The following is a 17,903-nucleotide window of genomic DNA, read 5'->3' as shown; positions in this document are numbered from 1 at the left end:
CCCGCCGACCCGAGAGGTGCCGCTCGTGAAAAATCCGCTCGCCTTCTTCGACACGACGCCGGACGGATACGTGGCGTTGCCCTTCGCGGTCAGCCGGTGGTCGCCGGACATGGTGAGCGGGGTGGCGCTGTGCGGACTCCTCGCCCGCGCGCTCGAAAGCGGGCACGGCGGAGACGGATTCGTGCCGACCCGGCTGACGGTCGACCTCTTCCGTCCGGCGCGGACCCGACCGCTGACCTCCGCAACCAGGGCGGTGCGCGACGGCAAGCGGATCCGGGTCGCCGACGCGGAGCTGCTCCAGGACGGGGAGCCCGTCGCGCGCGCGTCCGCGGTCTTCCTGCGCCCATCGGAGCAGCCGCCCGGCGAGGTCTGGACCCGTGATCGCCGCCCGTCACCGCCGCCGGCCTCGATCGCCTCGCCAACCGAGGCGCTCACGCCGCCGTACTTCGGCAGCGATTCGCACCCCGAGGGCTGGTCCACCTCGATGTTCGAGCATCAGGGCGTCAGCCGTAAACGCATGTGGGCCAGGCATCTTCCGGTGGTGGCAGGGGAGGAGCCGTCGCAGTTCGAGCGGGCCGCGATGGCGGGCGAGCCGACCAGCCTGATGACCAACTGGGGCAGCGAGGGTGTCGGCTTCATCAACGTCGACCTGACCCTCGTGCTGGCAAGGCTGCCCGAGGGGCCCGACGTCGGGATCGAGGCGGACGACCACATCAGCTCAGACGGTCTGGCCGTGGGCACCGCGACGATGTTCGACCGGGGCGGCCCGATCGGTACCTGCGTGGTCAGCGCGCTATCCAACGCGCGGCGGCAGGTGGACTTCGCAGGCCAGGGCGAGTTCGAGATACCCGCGACGAACTAGCTCTTCCTGTCCTCGCCGAGGAACGGCCGGACCAGGTCGAGTGGCAGCGGGAAGATCATCGTCGAGTTGTGCTCGCCGCCGATCTCCCGCAGCGTCTGCAGGTAGCGCAGCTGCAGGGTCGTCGGATTGCGGCTGATGATGTCGGCCGCGAGTGCGAGCTTCTCCGCGGCCTGGAACTCGCCTTCCGCGTTGATGATCTTGGCCCGCCGTTCGCGCTCGGCCTCGGCCTGGCGCGCGATGGCCCGCTGCATGTTCTCCGGGATCTCGACGTCCTTGATCTCGACGGTGGTGACCTTCACGCCCCACGGTTCGGTCTGCTGATCGATCACCTTCTGCAGGTCCTCGTTCAGCCGTTCCCGCTCGGCGAGCAGGGAGTCGAGCTCGGCCTTGCCCAGGATCGAACGCAGCGTGGTCTGCGCGATCTGCAGCGTCGCGAGCAGGAAGTCTTCCACCTCGACGATCGCCCTGTCGGCGTCGATCACCCGGAAATACGCGACGGCGGTGACCTTCGCGGGCACGTTGTCGCGGGTGATCACCTCCTGGACGGGGATCTTGAGCGTCACCGTGCGCAGGCTGACGCGCACCATTCGGTCGACCGCAGGCACCAGCAGGACCAGTCCGGGCCCCTTGGAGTCGAGGACGCGGCCCAGCCGGAAGACCACACCGCGTTCGTACTCGCGCAGGATCCGGACCGAGGTGCCGGGCAGCACGAACAGCAGCAGGGTGACGATGACGAGAAGTGCGAAGACGATGGTCACGGCGACCACTCCCACGGTTCGCGCCGGCGCACGGACAGGGTGAGCCCGCGGATCCGTTCGACGACGACGGACTCGCCCTCGGCCGGCTCCGGATCCTGCTCGTACCCGAACTCCATCTTGGCGCGCCAGAGCCCGCCTGCCGTCTCCACCTGGCCGTGCGATCCGGTCCAGTTCCGGACGACGGCGTTCGTCCCGATGAGGGACTCGGGCCCACTGTGCACGGGCAGCTGCCTCGCGACCAGTGCCTTTCGCCCGGCCAGTGCCATCACGCCGAGCCCGACCACCGCGACGCCAACCGTCACGGGGACCGCGATCACCGATCCGGCGCCGTCGGCGGCGAACAGCATCCACACGCCCGCGGCGGACAGCAGCGCACCTCCGGCCCCGAGGATCCCCGCGGTCGGGGTGTGGGCCTCGACCACGATCAGCAGGATGCCCACCACCAGTGCCAGCAGGCCCAACGCGGTCATCTCGACTCCCACGATCAACGCTCGGTGGGGGCTCGGCCGCTCGCATAGCCACTTCGCGGCCGAACCCTCGACTCCAAGGTAATCCGGCGTACGCGCCGCGGCCACCTAGTGCGCGCCCCGCCGGACGACCGCGCGGTGACCTGCTGACCTGCGGTCGGGATTGTTACGTCCTCGTAAATGTGTTCTGGATCACGTACCATGATTCAACTGCCTTTGAACTTTCGGCAGTGGTTGTTGGACGCAAGGCCGGGAGCTCAGATGACTGCGAACACATCGCCGTCGGGGCGGTCCATCCGCCGGGCACGAACGACGCGATCCCCGCGGATCGCAGTCGCAGCGGAGCCGCGGTTCATCGCCGGCGCAAGCCTCCGATCCAGGATCCTGGCCGAATCGGTCCGGTTCACCGTCAAGCCCGCTCTCGAGGTGTGGGCCCGCTGGCCGAGTGCCATGTGGCCCGCGGGCGCGCTGGACTTCGCGGCCAGGATGGTCCCGCCGGGCCGCGGAGTGGGCCGACGCCGGATCCGCCTCGAGCACTGTGACGCCGAATGGCTCCAGGCCCGCGACGCGATGCGGGACGCGGTGGTGCTGTACCTGCACGGGGGCGGCTTCCTCACCTGCGGGCTGAACACCCACAGGAACCTGGTCTCACGGATCTCCGGCGCGGCGGGGGCGCCTGTGCTCGCCGTCGACTACCGGATGCTGCCCAAGCATCCGATCGATGCGGCCATCGCGGACGGTGTGGCCGGGTACCGGTGGTTGCTGGAGCAGGGGTTCGAGGGCAAGCGGATCGTCATCGCGGGCGACTCGGCCGGTGGCTACCTGACCTTCGCGACGGCGATCGCGATCGCCGAGCTGGGCCTGCCCACCCCGGCCGGGCTCGTCGCGCTCTCGCCGCTCACCGACATCGACCCCGCGACCAAGCTGGCGCACCCGGGAGCCGACGGCTGCCCGTTGATCCCGCGGTCGGTCCTGCTCGCATTGGCGGACGTGGCGGCCGCGAGGGCGGGCGCGAACTCGCGAACCTCCCCGGTCAACGGGGTGCTGGCGGGGTTGCCGCCGGTGCTGATCCACGTCGGCTCGACCGAGATCCTCTACCCGGATGCGGAACTGATGGCCCAGCGCCTGGGCGCGGCTGGGGTCTCGGTGACCCTGGAGGTCTGGGATCGGCAGGTCCACGTCTTCCACGCGGCCGCAGGCCTCATCCCGGAGGCGGAGCGGGCGATAGCCAGGGTGGGCGAGTTCATCCGGACCTGCACACCCGCCGCCGAGGCGCCTGCACTCACCGCCGTCTGAGCGGTGCGCTCGCGCTGGCCGGCCCGCGGCGCCGTCCTGATCGCCGGGGCACTGCCGCTGGTCGCCTTCCCCGCGCCGGGCCTCGACCTCCTGGCCTGGGTGGCGCTGGTGCCGGTCCTGCTCCTGCTGCGCGCGGCGGACACGCCAAACGAGGCGGCGCTGCGCGGATGGCTCGCGGGTGTCGGGTTCCTGTCCGGGACGCAATACTGGCTGGCGCCGAACCTGGTCTACTTCTTTCCGTTCGCGATCGGTCTTGTCGCGCTGCTGTGGTCCGGCTGGGGGATCCTGGTGCGGGCACTGCTGCGTGGCGCCCTGACCCCGACGCGGGCGGTGGCGGCCGTGATCGGGGTGCCCGCCGGCTGGGTGCTGATCGAGACCGTGCGGTCCTGGCACTGGCTCGGTGGGCCGTGGTCGCTGTTCGGGTCGACGCAGTGGCGCCGCCCCGACGTGTTGGCACTCGCCTCGGTCGGCGGGGTCTGGCTGGTGGGTTTCGCCGTGGTCGCGGCCAACGTCGGGTTCGCGATCCTGATCGTCGGCGGCCGGACCTGGGCCTGGTCCACACCGCCGACATCGGCTCGATGCGTCGGAGCGGCGACGGCCCTGGTCGCGGTCGTGGCCGGTCCGCTGTGGTCCGCGGCCCGATCCGACCTGCCGGACTCGCCGACCGTGCCGGTGGCGCTCGTGCAACCGGGAATCGTGCCCGACGACCTGCTGAGCCGCCAGAAGGAGCTGACCCGCGGGCTCGGCCGCCCGGTGCATCTTGTCGTGTGGGGCGAGAGCAGCGTCGGCGAGGACCTCGCCGCCCGGCCCGACGTGCTCGCCCGGCTGACCGCGCTGTCGGGCGCCGTCGGCGCCGAGTTGCTGGTGAACGTCGACGCGCGGGTCGCAGGCAGCGGAGCCATCGCGAAGACCTCGACCCTGATCAGCGCTGAGGGGGTCGAGGCCGAGTACCGGAAGACCCGGCTGGTGCCGTTCGGCGAGTACGTACCGTTCCGCGGTCAGCTCGGTTGGCTCAGCCGGGTCACCGCCGCGGCGGGACAGAACCGTCAGGCGGGCGACCGGTTGGTGGTGATGGATGTCGACGGCCTGGCGATCGGGCCGCTGATCTCCTTCGAGCAGACCTTCCCCGACCTGGCCCGCGCCCAGGCGAGAAACGGCGCCGCGCTGCTGGTCTACCAGTCGTCGACGGCGACCTTCCAGGGCAGCTGGGCGCCGGCACAGCTAGCCAGCTTCGGCGCGCTGCGGGCGGCCGAGACCGGACGGCCGGTGGCCGCCGCCGCACTCACCGGCGTCTCCGCGGCCTTCGACGCACGGGGGAACCGGCTCGCGTGGATGCCGGCCGCCGAGAGCGGCGCAATGATCGTGGACGTGCCGATGGCGGGGGAGGACACGGCCTTCGACCGCCTCGGGAACTGGGTGCCCGCATCGTGTGCGCTCATCGTCGCGTTGCTGGCACTCGGTGCGCTCGCTCGACGGAGACCGTCGGATTAGCTCTCGAAGTACGCCTCGCCGACCACGAACATCCCCCGCTGCGGGATCCAGAAGTCGCCGAGGTGTGCCTGCTCGGGCAGCGGCCCGGGTGGTCCGAGGTCGACCCCGTCGATGGTTGCCCGGCTCTGGTCGAGGGTCCACAGCATCCGGGGGTTCGCCCGGAACCGCTGGCCGTTCGAGGCGGTGCCGGTCAGCCGCACGTGCCCGACCCCGAGTGCGGGTCCGGCCACGCGCCCCATCAGGGAGAGGACGGAGTCGCTTCGCCACAGGGCCGCGGGCAGGAACCGGCCGAGGCCCGTCATCGCCGCCGTCGCCGCCGATTTCCCCAGTACGAGATCCCACACGAGCTTGTCGTCCACCGTGACCGTGAAGGCGGCCGGACCGGTCCACGTCACCGTGATGTCAGCGCTCCGTGCGTCCTCGGTCGCGGAGCCGAAGTATCGGGCGCAGCTGACCTCGGGCGAAACGCTGCTGTAGATCGTCCACTCGCCCGCGGGGTCTCGATGCCACACCGAGTCGTAGCCCGCGCCCACGGAGCTGGCCGGGAAGTGTCGTAACGCAAGGCAGTGGCCGCTGGCGAACGGCGCCCCCATCACCCCGTAGCCCGCGAACCGTTCCCGGCCGTCGTCCGGGGGCAAAGCCGTGTTCTGTTCTGCGATCGATCGCGCGTCGTGAGTCATGTCGATCCTCTCGGCGAACCGCCTTGTCAGCGTACGCGCACGGGGGGGTTTGCGCACGGCCGGCGACGAACGAAACCCGCGGTCGCGGCGGCCAGCGGAATATCGCGTGGACCTATCCTGAATAATCAGTACAAACCCATTCCTCTGAAGGGACCCTCATGCCTGCCCGCACCGAGCTCGCCCGCGTGGATCTCCGCGGTCGAACACCCACCACGGCCGAACTCAGGGCCGCGCTGCCCCGAGGTGGAGTGGATGTGGACGCGGTGCTGCATCAGGTGCGGCCGATGGTCGAGGAGGTCCGCGACCGGGGCGCCGAGGCGGCCCTCGAGTTCGGCGAGAAGTTCGACGGGGTCCGTCCGGACCAGGTGCGGGTGCCCCGCGCCGAGCTGACCAAGGCGCTCGCCGAGCTCGATCCGGCGGTGCGCGCCGCCCTCGAGGTCGCGATCGAGCGGACCCGGCTCGTGCACGCCGACCAGCGGCGCACCGACACCACCACGCAGGTGGTGCCCGGCGGCACGGTGACCGAGCGCTGGGTGCCGGTGGACCGGGTCGGCCTCTACGTGCCGGGCGGCAACGCCGTCTACCCGTCGTCCGTCGTGATGAACGTCGTGCCTGCGCAGGCCGCGGGCGTCGAGTCGCTCGTCGTGGCCTCGCCGCCGCAGGCCGACTTCGGTGGCCTGCCGCACCCGACCATCCTCGCCGCGGCCGAGCTGCTCGGCGTCGACGAGGTGTGGGCGGTCGGCGGCGGCCAGGCCGTCGCGCTGCTCGCCTACGGCGGCACCGACACCGACGGCGCGGAACTGGCGCCGGTCGACCTGATCACCGGGCCGGGCAACATCTACGTCACCGCGGCGAAGCGGCTGTGCCGCGGGCTCGTCGGGATCGACGCCGAGGCCGGACCGACCGAGATCGCGATCCTCGCCGACCACACCGCCGACCCGGTGCACGTCGCCGCCGACCTCATCAGCCAGGCCGAGCACGACGTGATGGCCGCCAGCGTGCTCGTCACCACCAGTGTTGAGCTCGCGGACGCTGTGGACGACGCGCTCACCGCCCAGCTCGAGCTCACCAAGCACAGCGAGCGGGTCTCGACGGCGCTGGCGGGCAGCCAGTCCGGGACGGTGCTGGTGTCCTCCGTCGAGGACGGCCTGCGCGTGGTCAACGCGTACGCGGCCGAGCACCTCGAGATCCAGACCGAGGACGCGTCGGCGGTGGCCGCCAGGGTCCGCTCCGCGGGCGCGATCTTCGTCGGCCCCTGGTCGCCGGTCAGCCTCGGTGACTACTGCGCGGGCTCGAACCACGTGCTGCCGACCGCGGGCTGCGCGCGCCACTCCTCGGGGTTGAGCGTGCAGACCTTCCTGCGCGGCATCCACGTCGTCGACTACTCGGAGGCCGCCCTCAAGGACGTCTCCGGTCACGTGATCGCCCTCGCGAACGCCGAGGACCTGCCCGCACACGGCGAGGCCGTGCGGCTGCGCTTCGAGGCGCTTCGGTGAGCGGCGGTCCGGTACCCGGCGCGGCGGCGAGCATCGACGAGCTACCCATCCGAGAGAACCTGCGCGGCAAGTCTCCTTACGGCGCACCGCAGTTGACGGTGCCCGTGCAGCTGAACACCAACGAGAACCCGCACCCGCCGACCCGTGCGCTGATCGACGACGTCGCGGAGTCGGTCCGGGCGGCGGCCGCCGAGCTGCACCGGTACCCGGACCGCGACGCGGTGGCCCTGCGGACCGACCTGGCCGCGTACCTCACCCGGCAGACCGGCGTCGCGGTCACCGTCGACAACGTGTGGGCGGCCAACGGCTCCAACGAGATCCTGCAGCAGCTGCTGCAGGCCTTCGGCGGGCCGGGTCGCAGCGCGATGGGTTTCGTGCCGTCGTACTCGATGCACCCGATCATCTCGGACGGCACCGAGACCCGGTGGCTGCCGGTCTTCCGGCGGTCGGACTTCTCGCTCGACCCGGAGGCGGTGATCGCGGCGGTCGCACAGCAGAAACCGGACGTCGTGTTCGTCACGAGCCCGAACAATCCCACCGGGCACAGCGTCCCGCTGTCCGACCTGCGTCGCATCCTCACCGCGGCACCGGGCATCGTCATCGTGGACGAGGCGTACGGCGAGTTCTCCTCGGGCCCGAGCGCGATCACGCTGATCGACGAGTTCCCGACCAAGCTGGTCGTGACCCGCACGATGAGCAAGGCCTTCGCCTTCGCGGGCGGTCGGCTGGGTTACCTCGCCGCGGCACCCGCGGTCGTGGAAGCGCTTCTGCTGGTGCGCCTTCCGTACCACCTGTCGGTGATCACCCAGGCCGCGGCCAGGGCGGCGCTGCGGCACGCGGACGAGACCCTTGCCAGCGTCGCTGAGCTCGCCGCGCAACGCGACAGGGTGTCGGCGGAGCTCTCCGCGATGGGCTTCCAGGTGATCGAGTCGGACGCGAATTTCCTACTGTTCGGCCAGTTCTCCAACGCGGCCGCCACCTGGCGGCGCTACCTCGACGACGGAGTGCTGATCCGGGATGTGGGGATCGAGGGCTACCTGCGTGCGACCATTGGCCTGGCCGCGGAGAACGACGAGCTGTTGCGGGTGAGCAAGAAGCTCGTCGCAACGGAACTCGTCACAACGGAGATCACTGAGGAGACACGATGACCGGGCGGATCGCGAAGGTCGAGCGCACCACCAAGGAATCTTCCATCGCCGTCGAGCTGAACCTCGACGGCACCGGGATCGTCGACATCTCCACCGGCGTGCCGTTCTTCGACCACATGCTGACCGCGCTCGGTAGTCACGCCAGCTTCGACCTGACAGTCAAGGCCGAGGGCGACATCGAGATCGAGGCCCACCACACCGTCGAGGACACCTCGATCGTGCTGGGTCAGGCGCTCGGTCAGGCGCTCGGGGACAAGCGGGGCATCCGGCGCTTCGGCGACGCGTTCGTCCCGATGGACGAGACCCTCGCGCATGCCTCCGTCGACGTCTCCGGCCGTCCGTACTGCGTGCACACCGGCGAACCCGAGCACATGCTGCACGCCGTCATCGGCGGCTACCCGGGGGTTCCCTACGCCACGGTGATCAACCGGCACGTGTTCGAGTCGATCGCCTCCAACGCGCGGATCGCGCTGCACGTGCGGGTGCTCTACGGTCGCGACCAGCACCACATCACCGAGGCCGAGTTCAAGGCCGTCGCCCGCGCGCTGCGCGAGGCCGTCGAGCCGGACCCGCGGGTGACCGGGGTGCCGTCGACCAAGGGCGCGCTGTAGACCATGAGTGACGCGCTGATCTACGTCCTGTTCATCGCGGCCGGGTTCGCGCTCGGCGGCGCGTACTCGATGTGGACCGTCAACAAGTTCGCCTCCGGCGTGCTGCTCGCGCTGGCGATCATCGCGGCCGCGGGCGGGGTCCTGCGGTTGATCTGATGGGCACGGTCTCCGGGGCGACGGCACCCGGCGGACTCTGGCGTACCCGAGGGCTGCCGGTGGCGTTCCTCATGGGCGCGACCACCTTCGGCGGGTGGTCGCTGCTGTTGCCGGTGGTCCCGCTGGCGATCTCGCAGGCGGGTGGTTCGGACGCACTCGCGGGCGCGAGCACCGCGATCTTCATGGGCACCACCGTCGCCACCCAACTCTGCACGCCGACCCTGTTGCGGAGCTTGGGGTACCGGTGGGTGCTCGCCGTCGGCTGTCTGCTGCTCGGTCTACCCTCGCTCGCCTTCCTCGTTTCCACCGAAGCCGTTCCCGCGCTGATCATCTCGGCGGTCCGTGGGATCGGCTTCGGGCTGGTGACGGTGGCCGGCAGCGCGCTGATCGGGGAGTTGGCGCCGAAGGAGATCCTCGGCCGGGCGACCGGTGCCCAGGGCATCGCCATCTCGCTGGCCCAGATGGTCGCCCTGCCGGTGGGGCTGGCGCTGTTCGGCCGTGGCCAGTCCTCGCTGGTGTTCGTGCTCGGGGCGCTGGTGCCGTTGCTGTCCATCGCCGCGATCGCCGCCCTGCCGTCGATCCCACGGCCGGCGGGGGCTGGCCCGCGCGGACGCCTGCCGCTCGGCCTGTTGCTGGTGCCGTGCCTGGCGATGGTCGTGGTGGCCTCGGCATACGGCGGGGTCACCAGCCTGCTCCCGATCGCGGTCGAGGACCGGGCGGCGATCGCGGGCGTTGCGCTCGCGGTGGTCAGCGGGGCGATCCTGGTCGGGCGGTACGGCGCGGGCGCACTGGCGGACAGGATCGGGCACGGCCGTTCGATGGTGCCCGCGCTCGCCTGCGCGACGCTCGGTGCCGGGCTGTTCGCGGCCGGGGTGGTCGGCGACGGCCAGGTCGGGTTCCTGATGGCAGGCGCGGTGGCGTTCGGGCTCGGGTTCGGGGCCTGCCAGAACGAGGCGTTGGTCTGGCTGTTCACCGGCGCGGGTCCGTCCAAGCTCGGGGCGGCCAGCGCCGCATGGAACATCAGCTACGACGCCGGGACCGGAATCGGTGCGCTCACGCTGGGGGTGGTCGCCCAGAACGCCGGGTACACGTGGGTGTTCGCGATCGCCGCCGCGGCTATCGCGCTGGTGATTCCGGTGGCGTGGGCCCGGGCCGATAGAGTTGCCGCATGACCTCCGTCGCGCTCCTCGACTACGGCTCCGGCAACCTGCACTCGGCCCAACGAGCCCTCGCCCGCGTCGGTGCGGACGTCGAGGTGACCTCGGACCCCGCCGTCGCCCTGGCCGCGGACGGACTGGTTGTCCCCGGCGTCGGCGCCTTCGCGGCCTGCATGGAGGGCCTGCGCGCGGTGCGTGGGGAGCGCCTCATCGGCCAGCGGCTCGCGGGCGGCAGGCCGGTCCTCGGCATCTGCGTCGGCATGCAGATCATGTTCGAACGGGGCGTCGAGCACGGCGTGGAGGCCGACGGCTGCGGTGAGTGGCCGGGCACCGTCGAGATGCTGCAGGCCGAGGTACTCCCGCACATGGGCTGGAACACCCTGCAGGCCCCGTCCGACAGCGTGCTGTTCGCAGGAATCGACGTCGACACCCGGTTCTACTTCGTGCACTCCTACGCCGTCCAGAAGTGGGAGCTCGCCGACTCCGACCTGATCGCGCCCGCGAAGCTGACCTGGGCCGACCACGGCGGGCCGTTCCTCGCCGCGGTGGAGAACGGGCCGCTCTCGGCCACCCAGTTCCACCCGGAGAAGTCCGGCGACGCCGGCGCCGCGCTGCTGGAGAACTGGGTCCGCAGCCTGTGACCGGGCAGCGGCGTGGCCTGTCGATGGGGCGCCTCGCCCTGTTCTCGCTCGGCTCCGCCGCCGCCGTCCTCGCACTCGCCACCGTCGTGCTGGCGGTGATCGAGCCGGGACCGGTGCTCGGACTGCTCATCGTCCTCGCCGGGGTCGGGGGTGCGATCCTCGCGATGGGCCTCGTCTCCACCCGGATGACCCGGCGTGCACTCGACGACTCCGCGGACGAGGAACGGAGCGCGGGCGACCCGGGAACCGGCTCGTCGCGGTGACGGACTAGGGTAGGCGCACGTGAGCCTGGTCCTTTTGCCTGCTGTAGATGTTGCCAACGGTGAAGCTGTTCGCCTCGTTCAGGGAGAGGCCGGCAGCGAGACGAGCTACGGATCCCCCCGGGATGCCGCCCTCGCGTGGCAGAACGACGGTGCCGACTGGGTGCACCTGGTCGACCTCGATGCCGCCTTCGGTCGCGGCTCGAACCGCGAGATGATCGCCGGGGTGGTCGGCGAACTCGACGTGAAGGTCGAACTGTCCGGAGGCATCCGCGACGACGAGTCGCTGCGGGCCGCGCTGGCCACCGGCTGCGCGCGCGTCAACCTCGGCACCGCCGCCATCGAGAACCCCGAGTGGTGTGCCCGCGCCATCGGCGAGTACGGCGACCGGATCGCGGTCGGGCTCGATGTCCGCAACGTCGACGGTCGCTACCAGCTGCGTGGACGCGGCTGGGTGACCGAGGGCGGCGACCTGTTCGAGACCCTCGAGCGCCTCGACCGGGACGGCTGCGCGCGCTACGTCGTCACCGATGTCGGCAAGGACGGCACCCTCACCGGCCCCAACCTGGAGCTGCTCAGCCAGGTCTGCGGTGCCACCAAGGCGCCGGTCGTGGCCTCCGGCGGGGTGTCCAGCATCGCGGACCTCGTCGCGATCGCCGGACTGGTCGACCAGGGCGTCGAGGGCTCCATCGTCGGAAAGGCGTTGTACGCCGGGCGGTTCACGCTTCCCGAGGCAATCGCCGCGGTCTCGCGATAGCGCCGGACATGAGCCTGCCCCGCGACCCGCACGAGCTGCTCTCCATCGCGAGCGGCCTGCTGGACGCGGCGCAGGAGCGCTTTCTCGACGGCGTCGGCGCGCCGAGCGCGGTGAGCAAGGGCTCCCGCGACTTCGCCACCGAACTCGACCTCGAGCTGGAACGACGGCTCAGCGCGGAACTGACCGAGCTGACCGGAATCGGTGTGCACGGTGAGGAATTCGGCGGTCAGGACCTGACCGAGGGGCCGGTGTGGGTGCTGGACCCGATCGACGGCACGCTGAACTACTCGTCCGGCCTGCCGACCGCGGGGATGTTGCTGGCCCTGCTCGACGACGGGGTCCCGGTGCTCGGCCTGACCTGGCTGCCCGCGATGGGCCGGCGCTACGCGGCGGTTGTCGACGGACCGGTGCTGTGCAACGGGGAGGCGCTGCCGCCGCTGGCGAAGGCGTCGCTGTCCGATTCGCTTGTCGGGTTCGGCGCGTTCAACGTCGACGGCAGGGGACCGATCCCCGGGCCCTACCGGGTGCGGGCGCTCGGCGAACTGAGCCGGGTGAGCAGGCGGCTGCGGATGCACGGCAGCACCGGAGCCGACCTGGCCTTCACCGCCGGTGGCGCGCTCGGCGCGTCGGTGGTGTTCGGCCACAACCCCTGGGACAACGCGCCCGGCGTCGCCCTGGTGCGCGCTGCGGGCGGTGTGGTCACCGACCTGGCGGGCGCGCCATGGCACATCGGGTCGACCTCGGTGCTCGCCGCGGCGCCGGGGGTGCACGAAGAGGTGTTGAATATTCTTGTGGCTCTGGGCGATCCGGGTGACTACCTGGACCGGGACCCGGGGCTACCGGCAGGAAGGCTGACGCAATGACGGTGGCGGTTCGGGTCATCCCGTGTCTGGACGTGGACGCGGGCCGCGTCGTGAAGGGCGTGAACTTCGAGAACCTGCGCGACGCCGGTGATCCGGTGGAGTTGGCGGCGCTGTACGACGCGCAGGGCGCGGACGAGCTGACCTTCCTCGACGTCACCGCGTCCACCTCGGACCGCGGCACGATGATCGACGTCGTGACCCGCACGGCCGAGCAGGTCTTCATCCCGCTCACGGTCGGCGGCGGGGTGCGCACCGAGCAGGACGTGGACCGCCTGCTGCGGGCGGGCGCGGACAAGGTCAGCGTCAACACCGCCGCGATCGCGCGCCCGGAGCTACTGCGCGAGCTCAGCGAGCGGTTCGGGTCGCAGTGCATCGTGCTGTCGGTGGACGCGCGCACCGTGCCCGAGGGCCAGGCGCCTACGCCGTCCGGCTGGGAGGTCACCACGCACGGCGGCAGGCGCGGCACCGGGATCGACGCGATCGAGTGGGCCCTGCGCGGCGCCGAGCTCGGGGTGGGGGAGATCCTGCTGAACTCGATGGACGCGGACGGCACCAAGGCCGGGTTCGACCTGCCGATGATCCGGGCCGCGAGGGCCGCGGTGCACGTGCCGGTGATCGCCAGTGGCGGCGCGGGCGCGGTGGATCATTTCGCGCCCGCCGTGCAGGCGGGGGCGGACGCGGTGCTCGCGGCGAGCGTCTTCCACTTCGGCGAGCTGGAGATCCCGCAGGTCAAGGACGCCATGCGCGCCGAAGGTATCGTGGTCCGATGAGTCTCGATCCCGCGATTGCCGCGCGGCTGAAGCGCAACGATGCCGGACTGTTCAGTGCGGTCGCCCAGGAGCGGGCCACCGGTGCGGTGCTGATGGTCGCCTGGATGGACGACGAGGCCCTCGCACGCACCCTGGAAACCCGCAAGGGGACCTACTACTCGCGGTCCCGCCAGCAGTACTGGGTCAAGGGCGAGACGTCCGGGCACACCCAGTACGTGCACGAGGTGCGGCTCGACTGCGACGGCGACAGCGTGCTGCTGATCGTCGACCAGGAGGGCGCGGCCTGCCACACCGGCACCCACACCTGCTTCGACGCGGACGTGCTGCTCGCCGACTCCTGACCCCGCCGAGTGCGCACCTCCCGTCGACCGTCCTGGCGGTTTGCGCCGGCAGGTGCACGCTCGGCGGAGGTGGCGGCGACACCCCGCCGTCCGGGTCCGCGCCCGTAGAATGGGGCGAAACGGACACACGTCGGCGGTGACGCTGGTGAGAACAGGCCGGTAGGCCGCGACGCGCTCGGACCTGGAGCGTGGGAAGTGGGTAATCGGCCCGTCGAAGGTCTACCGCAGCTGTCCAGGCGCGCGCGGGTCCTGCTGGTGTGCGCGGTTGGCCTGCTGGCGGCCCTGGTCGTGCTCCCTGTGCTGGTGGGCATGTACACGAGCTGGCTCTGGTTCGGTGAGGTCGGATTCCGGTCCGTCTGGGTGACGATGCTGGTCACCCGGCTGCTGCTGTTCGTCGCGGTGGCCGTGCTCGTCGGTGGCGCCGTGTTCCTCGCGGTACTGCTGGCATTTCGGGCCCGACCGGTCTTCCTGCCGGGACTGGCGGAGGACGATCCGGTCCGGATCTATCGGGACTTCGTGCAGCGCAGGCCGCGCCTGTTCGGACTTGGCATTCCCATCGTCCTCGGACTGCTGTGCGGTCTGATCGCGCAGGCGAACTGGGAGACGGTTCAGCTGTTCCTGCACGGCGGCGCGTTCGGGGTCACGGATCCGCAGTTCGGCCTCGACGTCGGCTTCTACGTCTTCGACCTGCCCTTCTATCGGTCGGTCCTGAACTGGCTGTTCGTGGCGACCGTGTTCGCCTTCCTGGCGAGTCTGAGCACCCACTACCTGTTCGGCGGGGTGCGTGTCTCCTGGAGCGAGGGCGCGCTGAGCCGGGCCGCCCGTATCCATCTCGCGGTGCTCGCGGGGACGTTCATCCTGCTCAAGGCCGTCGCGTACTGGTTCGACCGGTACGCGCTGCTCTCGAGCGGCCGCAAGGAGCCCACGTTCACCGGCGGCGGCTTCACGGACATCAACGCGGTGCTCCCGGCGCGACTGATCCTGCTCGCGATCGCCCTCATCTGCGCCGCCGCTTTCTTCGCCGCGATCGTGCTGCGCGACCTCCGGGTGCCCGCGTTGGCAGCGATCCTCTTGCTGCTGTCCTCGATCCTGGTCGGCGCGGTCTGGCCGCTGGCCGTTGAGCAGTTCTCGGTCCGCCCCAATGCCGCCGACCGGGAGAGTCCGTACATCGAGCGCAACATCGAGGCCACCCGCCAGGCCTACGGGATCGGCGCGGACAAGGTCGAGTTCCAGCCGTACCCGGGCATCGGCACCCGGTCTCCCCGGGACGTGCCCGCCGACGTGACGACGATCGCGAACGCCCGGCTGCTCGATCCGAACCTGCTCTCGCACACCTTCATCCAGCAGCAGCAGCTCAAGAACTTCTACGCCTTCCCCGCGACGCTCGACCTCGACCGGTACGTGATCGACGGCAAGCTGCGCGACTACGTCGTCGGGGCCCGCGAGCTGACCCCGAGCAGTCTGAGCGGCAATCAGACCCAGTGGGTCAACCAGCACACGGTGTACACCCACGGCGACGGATTCGTTGCCGCACCGGCGAACCGGGTGAACGCCGCGGTGCGGGAGGCGGTGGGGGACACCTCGAGCAGCAACAGCGGCTATCCCGTCTACACGGTCAGTGACATCGCCACCCAGGCCTCCGGCCACCAGATCATCCGAGTGGACCAGCCGCGCATCTACTTCGGTGAATTGATCGCGAGGACCGATCCCGACTATGCGATCGTCGGTGGCCCGGAGGGATCCGCGCCGCGCGAGTACGACACCGACACCTCCACCTACACCTACGCGGGGACCGGCGGCGTCTCCATCGGGAACTGGTTCAACAGGATGGCGTTCGCCGTCAAGTACTCCGAGCGCAACATCATCTTCTCCAAGGCCATCGGATCCGGATCGAGGATCATCTTCAATCGGTCCCCGACCGAGCGCGTGCATCTGGTGGCCCCATGGCTGACCACCGACCACGACCCCTACCCCGCCGTGGTTGGCGGTCGGATCGTGTGGATCGTCGACGCGTACACCACGGTGAACAACTACCCCTACGCCCAGCGCAGCTCGCTCGAGGACCTGGTGGTCGGCGAGCCCGCGCCAACGCGGCGGGGCGGGGAGGTCTCGTACATCCGCAACTCGGTGAAGGCCACCGTCGACGCGTACGACGGCACGGTCACCCTGTACCAGGTCGACCGTCAGGACCCGGTGCTGAAGGCGTGGATGAGCGTCTTCCCCGGCACGGTGCAACCCGAGAGTTCCGTTCCCTCCGAGCTGCGGGCCCACTTCCGCTACCCGCAGGACCTGTTCAAGATCCAGCGCGAGATGCTGGCGAAGTACCACGTCGATGATCCGCGAGAGTTCTTCACCACCAACGCATTCTGGTCGGTCCCCAGCGACCCGACGGTCGAGTCCAACCCGTACCAGATGCCGTTCTACGTGCTGGTGGGGGACCAGGCGACGGCGGAGCCGTCCTTCCGGCTGGCCAGCACGATGGTCGGCTTCCGGCGCGAGTTCCTCTCCGCCTACATCTCGGCGCACTCCGATCCGCAGGACTACGGCAAGCTGACCGTGCTCGAACTGCCGACCGACACGCTGACGCAGGGCCCCCAGCAGATCCAGAACTCCATGATCTCGGACACCCGGGTGGCGTCGGAGCGGACCCTGCTGGAGCGGTCGAACCGGATCCAGTACGGCAACCTGCTGACACTGCCGATCGCTGACGGCGGGGTGCTCTACGTGGAGCCGTTGTTCACCGAACGGATCGCGTCCGAGCAGAACACGTCGACCTTCCCTCAGCTCGCGCGCCTGCTGGTCAGCTACCGGGAGCCGGGGGCCACGGGTGGGGTCCGGGTGGGATACGCGCCCACCCTTGCGGAGGCGCTGGACCAGGTGTTCGGGGCGGGTACCGGCGGCGCGGCCACGGCGCCGGGATCGGGCGCGGGGCCCGCGCCGCCACCGCCGCCTGCGGGGGAGCCGGTTCGCCCGCCGCCGCCCGCGGCAATGAATCCCGCGACGGCAGACGAACTGAACAGGGCCATCGCGGAGCTCCGTGACGCGCTCGACCGGCTGCAACGGGCGGTGGACGCCTATCAGACCGCGCCGCCCCGGTAGATCCCTTAGCCGGCAACCGATCCTGGGTACTAGCGGTCGTAGTAGTGCCTTGTAGTCTTCGCGTGTGGGCTCTCCGAAGACGACGATCGCGCGTATGCGCGGTGCCTTCGTTGGCTCGACCTCCGGAGCGGTGAGCGTCGCCGCCCACGCGCTCGGCGGCGGCACGGCGCCGACGGAGAGTTCGGTGGTCCTGCTGGTGCTGGGGTGTGCGGCCATCGGTGCCGCCATCGCGTCCGTGCGGGTGGATCGACATCAGCTGCTGATCGTGGCGGCCGCGCTGACGCTTGGTCAGGCGATCGGGCACGTCGCGCTCGCGATGGGCGCGGTTCATCCGCACGGACCGCAGCTCGGTCCCGCAATGGTCGCCGCGCACGCCGCCGCCGTCGCGGTTTCGGCACTGTTGATCCGGGCCGGTGAACGCGGATGCGTCGCAGCGCTTTCGGCGTTGACGAGGAGGATCCCGGCACCGTTCGTCGAGGCGCCGGTTCCGGGTCCCGTCGCTGACTGCGTCCCGTCGGACGGGCCGATGCCTGCCCGTTGGCTGCTGGTCGGCTCGGGCACCGGCACCCGCGGCCCGCCGCAGTCCACCTAGTCGACGCGGACAGACATCCCGGCCCTGGCGCCAGCCCGAGCAGGGTCATGTTCGCGCGCGCACCTCACCGTTCCGCCGGCAGCGCCGTGCTCACGAGCCCGCGCGGGCGGAGCGTTCCCGCAGAATCCTCCCCGCCGCGGCCGTGGGCGGGCTGATTCTGCGCGCCTTTCTGGTGGTCGTCGTCGGGCGCTGACGGCCGCCTTGTTCCGAACCCGGGCCTGATCGGGCCCCAATGATGAGAAGGACGATATGAATTTCAACAACTCTGGTCTGCGCCGTGGCGCCCGCATCGCAGGCGCAGGCGCCGCTGCGGCGATGGCGATCGGCCTGATGTCGACCGGTGCGGCGAGTGCCGACACCCTCGTGCCGCTGCCCGACGGGCAGAAGGCCGGACCGGGAGCGGTCGTCTCCCGCACCGGCGAGAGCGCCCTGATCTCCCCGTCGCTGGCCGCCAACGG

The 17,903-nt window shown here is 70.8% G+C and carries 19 protein-coding genes and 1 pseudogene; 17 read left to right on the top strand and 3 right to left on the bottom strand.

What is annotated here, in order from left to right; all coding sequences use genetic code 11:
* Positions 1–25: 25 nt before the first annotated feature.
* Positions 26–862, top strand: a complete 837-nt coding sequence (locus tag BR31_RS0123070) for a thioesterase family protein (RefSeq protein ID WP_027503052.1) — start codon at positions 26–28, stop codon at positions 860–862.
* Here BR31_RS0123070 and BR31_RS0123065 read toward each other — a convergent pair.
* A complete protein-coding gene (locus BR31_RS0123065; protein WP_442970239.1) occupies positions 859–1,614 on the bottom strand; it encodes a slipin family protein in 756 nt (251 codons plus the stop codon). The genes BR31_RS0123070 and BR31_RS0123065 overlap by 4 nt on opposite strands.
* Before the next feature lie 2 nt (positions 1,615–1,616).
* Positions 1,617–2,090: an NfeD family protein gene (locus tag BR31_RS0123060; RefSeq protein WP_027503050.1), complete on the bottom strand. Its 474-nt coding sequence runs from the start codon at positions 2,088–2,090 to the stop codon at positions 1,617–1,619.
* Positions 2,091–2,348: 258 nt separating this feature from the next.
* Here BR31_RS0123060 and BR31_RS0123055 point away from each other — a divergent pair, with 258 nt between their 5' ends.
* Positions 2,349–3,383: an alpha/beta hydrolase gene (locus BR31_RS0123055; RefSeq protein WP_081830645.1), complete on the top strand. Its 1,035-nt coding sequence runs from the start codon at positions 2,349–2,351 to the stop codon at positions 3,381–3,383.
* 3 nt (positions 3,384–3,386) lie between these two features.
* A complete protein-coding gene (gene lnt / locus BR31_RS29810; RefSeq protein WP_051637677.1) occupies positions 3,387–4,874 on the top strand; it encodes an apolipoprotein N-acyltransferase in 1,488 nt (495 codons plus the stop codon).
* Here lnt and BR31_RS0123045 read toward each other — a convergent pair.
* Complete coding sequence (locus tag BR31_RS0123045; protein WP_037177948.1) at positions 4,871–5,554, bottom strand: hypothetical protein; 684 nt, start codon at positions 5,552–5,554, stop codon at positions 4,871–4,873. The two genes, lnt and BR31_RS0123045, sit on opposite strands and share 4 nt — an antisense overlap.
* A 158-nt stretch (positions 5,555–5,712) precedes the next feature.
* Between BR31_RS0123045 and hisD the strand changes: the two genes are divergently transcribed.
* From hisD to BR31_RS29800, 14 genes and pseudogenes are all read left to right on the top strand, one after another.
* Positions 5,713–7,050 (top strand): histidinol dehydrogenase, encoded by a 1,338-nt coding sequence (hisD, locus tag BR31_RS0123040; protein ID WP_027503047.1) that lies wholly within the window; start codon positions 5,713–5,715, stop codon positions 7,048–7,050.
* Positions 7,047–8,198 carry a histidinol-phosphate transaminase gene (locus tag BR31_RS0123035; RefSeq protein WP_027503046.1) on the top strand — a complete coding sequence of 384 codons (1,152 nt, stop codon included), beginning with the start codon at positions 7,047–7,049 and terminating at the stop codon, positions 8,196–8,198. Before hisD ends, BR31_RS0123035 begins: the two co-directional genes overlap by 4 nt.
* Positions 8,195–8,809, top strand: coding sequence for an imidazoleglycerol-phosphate dehydratase HisB (gene hisB, locus BR31_RS0123030; RefSeq protein WP_027503045.1), 615 nt, complete (start codon positions 8,195–8,197; stop codon positions 8,807–8,809). The genes BR31_RS0123035 and hisB overlap by 4 nt, the downstream gene beginning before the upstream one ends.
* Positions 8,810–8,812: 3 nt before the next feature.
* A complete protein-coding gene (locus BR31_RS31985) occupies positions 8,813–8,965 on the top strand; it encodes a hypothetical protein (RefSeq protein WP_027503044.1) in 153 nt (50 codons plus the stop codon).
* Positions 8,965–10,137: an MFS transporter gene (locus BR31_RS0123020; RefSeq protein ID WP_051637676.1), complete on the top strand. Its 1,173-nt coding sequence runs from the start codon at positions 8,965–8,967 to the stop codon at positions 10,135–10,137. The genes BR31_RS31985 and BR31_RS0123020 overlap by 1 nt, the downstream gene beginning before the upstream one ends.
* Positions 10,134–10,763, top strand: coding sequence for an imidazole glycerol phosphate synthase subunit HisH (gene hisH, locus BR31_RS0123015; RefSeq protein ID WP_027503042.1), 630 nt, complete (start codon positions 10,134–10,136; stop codon positions 10,761–10,763). Before BR31_RS0123020 ends, hisH begins: the two co-directional genes overlap by 4 nt.
* On the top strand, positions 10,760–11,026 hold the full coding sequence (locus BR31_RS0123010; RefSeq protein ID WP_027503041.1) for a hypothetical protein: 267 nt from the start codon (positions 10,760–10,762) through the stop codon (positions 11,024–11,026). Before hisH ends, BR31_RS0123010 begins: the two co-directional genes overlap by 4 nt.
* A 19-nt stretch (positions 11,027–11,045) precedes the next feature.
* Positions 11,046–11,780, top strand: coding sequence for a bifunctional 1-(5-phosphoribosyl)-5-((5-phosphoribosylamino)methylideneamino)imidazole-4-carboxamide isomerase/phosphoribosylanthranilate isomerase PriA (priA, locus tag BR31_RS0123005; protein WP_027503040.1), 735 nt, complete (start codon positions 11,046–11,048; stop codon positions 11,778–11,780).
* An 8-nt stretch (positions 11,781–11,788) separates the two neighbouring features.
* Complete coding sequence (locus tag BR31_RS29805; protein ID WP_051637675.1) at positions 11,789–12,643, top strand: inositol monophosphatase family protein; 855 nt, start codon at positions 11,789–11,791, stop codon at positions 12,641–12,643.
* A complete protein-coding gene (hisF, locus tag BR31_RS0122995) occupies positions 12,640–13,413 on the top strand; it encodes an imidazole glycerol phosphate synthase subunit HisF (protein WP_027503039.1) in 774 nt (257 codons plus the stop codon). The genes BR31_RS29805 and hisF overlap by 4 nt, the downstream gene beginning before the upstream one ends.
* The gene (hisI, locus tag BR31_RS0122990; protein WP_027503038.1) at positions 13,410–13,754 is read left to right on the top strand and encodes a phosphoribosyl-AMP cyclohydrolase; all 345 of its coding nucleotides are present in this window, start codon (positions 13,410–13,412) and stop codon (positions 13,752–13,754) included. Before hisF ends, hisI begins: the two co-directional genes overlap by 4 nt.
* 195 nt (positions 13,755–13,949) lie before the next feature.
* Positions 13,950–16,853: a UPF0182 family protein gene (locus tag BR31_RS0122985; protein WP_027503037.1), complete on the top strand. Its 2,904-nt coding sequence runs from the start codon at positions 13,950–13,952 to the stop codon at positions 16,851–16,853.
* A 64-nt stretch (positions 16,854–16,917) separates the two neighbouring features.
* Positions 16,918–17,445, top strand: coding sequence for a hypothetical protein (locus BR31_RS0122980; protein ID WP_231496678.1), 528 nt, complete (start codon positions 16,918–16,920; stop codon positions 17,443–17,445).
* Positions 17,446–17,694: 249 nt separating this feature from the next.
* Positions 17,695–17,903 (top strand): annotated as a pseudogene (locus tag BR31_RS29800) (MspA family porin); the annotation flags it as partial.

The organism is Rhodococcus sp. UNC363MFTsu5.1 (assembly GCF_000686785.1).
Lineage (GTDB): Bacteria > Actinomycetota > Actinomycetes > Mycobacteriales > Mycobacteriaceae > Rhodococcus_G > Rhodococcus_G maanshanensis.
The sequence above is the reverse complement of the archived record's forward strand: the minus strand, read 5'-3'. Positions and strand labels throughout refer to the sequence as shown.